The organism is Streptomyces sp. Rer75 (assembly GCF_013414305.1).
Classification (GTDB): Bacteria; Actinomycetota; Actinomycetes; order Streptomycetales; family Streptomycetaceae; genus Streptomyces; species Streptomyces himastatinicus.
Window position 1 is genome coordinate 10285814 of sequence record NZ_CP058693.1, and the last position, 4268, is coordinate 10290081.

At 63.9% G+C, this 4268-nt stretch carries 2 protein-coding genes; both read left to right on the forward strand.

The window, feature by feature from the left end; genetic code table 11:
• The first annotated feature begins 39 nt into the window (after positions 1 to 39).
• Positions 40 to 3729 carry an AAWKG family protein gene (locus tag HYQ63_RS45775; RefSeq protein ID WP_179939527.1) on the forward strand — a complete coding sequence of 1230 codons (3690 nt, stop codon included), beginning with the start codon at positions 40 to 42 and terminating at the stop codon, positions 3727 to 3729.
• A 73-nt stretch (positions 3730 to 3802) separates the two neighbouring features.
• Entirely contained in the window at positions 3803 to 4246 is a 444-nt protein-coding gene (locus tag HYQ63_RS43440) for a YbaB/EbfC family nucleoid-associated protein (RefSeq protein WP_179939528.1), read from the forward strand.
• The last annotated feature ends 22 nt before the right edge of the window (positions 4247 to 4268 follow it).

Sequence of the window (4268 nt, forward strand, 5' to 3'; positions counted from 1 at the left end):
CCGCTTGTAGATCCCCTTTCTGATGGAGCCTCGTCTGCCATGGCCGATGACAAAGAGTACGCCGACTACTGGGCGAAGGCTGTCAAGCTCTTCACCGGGTATGACGCGCCGTCGAGGCATGCTCTGTTCGATAACATGGTCGGCAATGCCGGCATCAAGCAGATGAAGGTCGAGATCACCAAGCAGAAGTCCGTCCAAACCGTCGACGTGGACGACTTCAACTGGATGTACGAGAATGCCGGTTGGGACATCCAGAACACCGACTTCGTCATCCCGTTCTATACGAACGACAGCGGCACCGTCCATTACTACAAGGCCCGCTTCACACTGCTCGGCTTCAAGTCCGCGGACGGTCCGAGTAGCGGCGAGGTCGTGGGCGGTGAGGGAAAGAGTAAGTACGGCAAGGAGCTTGAGGACGGCCACTTCAAGCCGAGCGACAACGGGACGGTCTGGAACACCTTCGACCTGACCAGTTACGCCTACGGGACGGGCAACGCGCTGAAGGCACTGCTGGAGGAGCCCAATGGAACCCTCGGGTTCTCCTGGGGCGGCAAGCCTGAAATCCCGCTCGATAAGGGCGTCCGTCTGGCGTCCTTCGACATGGCGGCGGATGCCTTCGACCGGGTCGCGAAGTTCTTCTGGGACAGTGACGCCACCATGACCGAGTGGCAGAACAAGGTGGGCCTGGACCAGAACGAGGCGTGGAAGGGGCAGGCAGCCGGCGTCTTCTGGGACCTCATCCATGAACTCGGCCGTCGATACGGGCACTACGCCGATGACATGGAAGCCATCGGCGGAGTGTCCAAACAGGGCAAGATGCTCCGGCAGGCGGGGGACGACCTCGAGAAACAGGCCCGGAAAATCTACAACAAGTGGGATGACTGGAAAATGGCGGGTGGCAACCCGCTGCGGCCGCTCGTCGACCTGTTGGGGGAGATAGGCGACCAGACCTGGCTCCGTAATCTGACCAAGGTCAATGCCGATTGGGAGTACAGCGGCGGCTATTACGGCGGCGGCGGTTACTGGGACTACAGCACGGCGGCAGGCTTCTCGCAGGACGCCTATGACGGCGATCTGAGATGGTACGGCGACATGACGGAGCTGGAGACCTGGAAGAAAGTCGGCGATCAGGCCATCGCCAACTGGGAAGCGAAGATCAAGACCGATCTGATCGACCCCGCCGAGGAGGCGCTGAAGGATCTGGCGGCCGCCTGGGGATCGTCGACCTTCGACCTGGGTTCCATCCGGACCAAGGGCGACAAGGGCATTAACGAGTCGTTCCAGGATGACAAGGCGTACAAGGAGAAGAAGGACGCCGAGGACAAGGCGGCGAAGGACAAGGCGGCCGCGGACGCGAAGTACGCGGCCGATAAGAAGGCGGCGGAGGACAAGGCGGCGAAGGACAAGGCCGCGGCGGACGCGAAGTACGCGGCCGATAAGAAGGCCGCGGACGACAAGGCCGCGAAGGACAAGGCGGCGGCCGACAAGAAGTACGACGAGGAAAAGGCCGCGCAGGAGAAGAAGGAGAAGGAGCAGGAGGCCAAGCAGGAACGGAAGGAGAAGGAGGCCGAGGAGAAGGCGGCCGCGCTACAGGCCAAGCAGGATCAGAAGGAGAAGGAGGCAGAGGAGAAGGCCGCCCAGAAGGAGAAGGAACAGGAGAAGAAGCAGGCCGAGCAGGAGGCGAAGCAGGAGCAGAAGGAGAAGGAGGCCGAGCAGAAGCAGGCGGAGCAGGAGGCGAAGCAGGAGAAGATCCGTCAGGAGCAGGAGGCGAAGCAGGAGCAGAAGGAGAAGGAGGCCGAGCAGAAGCAGGCGGAGCAGGAGGCGAAGCAGGAGAAGATCCGTCAGGAGCAGGAGGCCAAGCAGGAGCAGAAGGAGAAGGAAGCCGAGCAGAAGCAGGCCGAACAGCAGGCCAAGCAGGACGAGGCGCAGAAGCAGGCTCAGGCGTTCCAGGTCCAGCAGGTCAATCAGCAGAGGGCCGAGCAGGAGAAGCGGGACAAGGAACAGGCGCAGAAGCAGGCGGAGCAGGAGGCCAAGCAGGAACAGCTCCAGCAGGAGCAGGAAAAGAAGCAGGCCGAGCAGGAGGCGAAGCAGGAGCAGAAAGAGAAGGAAGCCGAGCAGAAGCAGGCGGAGCAGGAGCAGAAGCAGGAGCAGATCCGCCTGGAGCAGGAGCGGAAGCAGGAGGAGCAGCAGAAGGAGGCCGAGCAGAAGCAGGCCGAGCAGGAGAAGAAGCAGGAAGAACAGCAGAAGCAGGCAGAGGCCAAACAGGAGCAGATCCGCCAGGAGCAGGAGAAGAAGCAAGAGGAGCAGCAGAAGCAGGCCGAACAGAAGCAGGCCGAGCAGGAGGCGAAGCAGGAGGCGAAAGAGAAGGAACAGGAGCAGAAGCAGGCCGAGGCGGAGGCCAAGCAGGAACAGATCCGTCAGGAGCAGGAGAAGAAGCAGGAGGAGCAGCAGAAGCAGGCGGAGCAGAAGCAGGCCGAGGCGGAGAAGAGGCAGGAGCAGATCCGCCTGGAGCAGGAGCGGAAGCAGGAGGAGCAGCAGAAGGAGGCCGAACAGAAGCAGGCCGAGTACCAGCAGAGGCAGGAGAAGGCCCAGGAGGAGCAGCAGAAGCGGCAGGAAGACCTTCAGCAGCAACAGCAGCAGAAGCAGGACGAGTACCAGAAGCAACAGCTCAAGCTCAATGGAGCACTGAACAATGGCGACTTGGGCCAGCACAACGACGGCGGTCCGACTCAGCTCAACAACGACTTCAACCACCCCTCGCCCAACATCTACGGACCGGTCAACGGCGACGACTCTCTGACCAACCCGGACGGCAGTCAGTCGCACCTTGATCCCCAGGGCCGCGTCGTGACGGAGTTCCCGGACGGCAGTAAGTCCGAGATCGACCCGCACACCCAGACCTCGACCATCACCCGGCCGGACGGCTCTCATTACTCCGGCCCTCTCAACTCGGACGATTACCTGACCAACCCCGGCGGCAGCACCACCCGCCTGGACCCCCAGGGCCAGGTGGTCACCGAGTACCCCGACGGCAGCACCACCCGTGTGGACCCGGACACCGGCGCCACGTCGATCACCAGCCCGGACGGCACATCGACCACGGGCTATCTGAACAACCCCGACAACGCGCTCCCCGACTACCAGTACAACGGTCCCGGAGGCGGCTCCCACCTGGGCGGCGCGCTGAACAACCCGACCTCCTACGACTACGGCAACCCCTCCTACGAGGAGGAGCTGTACGACGACAAGCCGTACCAGGAACCGTCGCTCAGCAATCCCGGCCAGTCCGGCGGCGGCGGATCCCCGAACACGGGTGGCGGCACTCCGCTGAACAGCGGCCCGGTGCCCAGCTCCATGGGCGGCAGCTCCGGCGGAATGCCGATGGGCGGTATGCCCATGGGCGGCATGGGTGGCATGGGCGGTATGGGCGGCGGCAAGGGTGGCGAGGGCGGCCCCTCCGAACGCGTCCGCAACGTCATCGACAACGGCGACGTGGTCAGCAACCGCCGGAACGCCCCCACCCCGCGCGGCAAGGGCGGCGTGTACGAGGACCGGCAGGCCGTCAGCACCAGTGGCGGAAGCCCGTTCCTGCCGGGGATGGGCGGCAACGGCGGGCCGGGACAGACGGAGACCGAGAGCAGCGACCGGGAGCGCGAGGTCTGGGAGCCGGAGGAGGACGACGTCTGGGGCACCGACGAGGGAGGCTCACCCGCCGTGATCGGACGATGAAAGATCCTAAATTCCTTTTGTGCTCTCGATGTTGCCGCAATGATCGACATCTGACCCTATGCAGGAGTGCCCGTTGACCGAACCGCTACAGGAGCGCATCGCCCAGGCCATGGCCGAGCTCCAGGCCACCCAGGCCGCCGTCGCACGGGCGGAGGCGGATCTCCGTCAGGCTTCGACGACGGTGCGCTCGAACGACCGCGTGGTGGAGGCGACCGTCGGTGGCCAGGGCGAGTTGACGGGACTGAAGTTCCTCGACAACAAGCACCAGAACATGACGGGCCCCCAACTGGCCTCCTCCATCATGGAGGCCGTCCAGCAAGGACGTGCGCAGATGGCCCGCCGGGTGATGGACACCTTCGAGCCCTTCACCAGACCGGGTCCTGAGGGGTCGATGTACCGGGGTGTCGACCTCGACTGGAACCGGGTCTTCGGATCGGCACTGGACGGCGGTCAGGCCGGTTCCGGTCGAGCGAGCAAGAACCGGCTGCGCGACGAGATCCACGAAGATACCGACTGATGCGTTGGGAAGGTGATCGGCA

What these genes read in the sequence shown, in the direction of transcription:
- HYQ63_RS45775 (WP_179939527.1), top strand. Translation starts at nt 40, where the DNA reads ATGGCCGATGACAAAGAGTACGCCGACTACTGGGCGAAGGCTGTCAAG.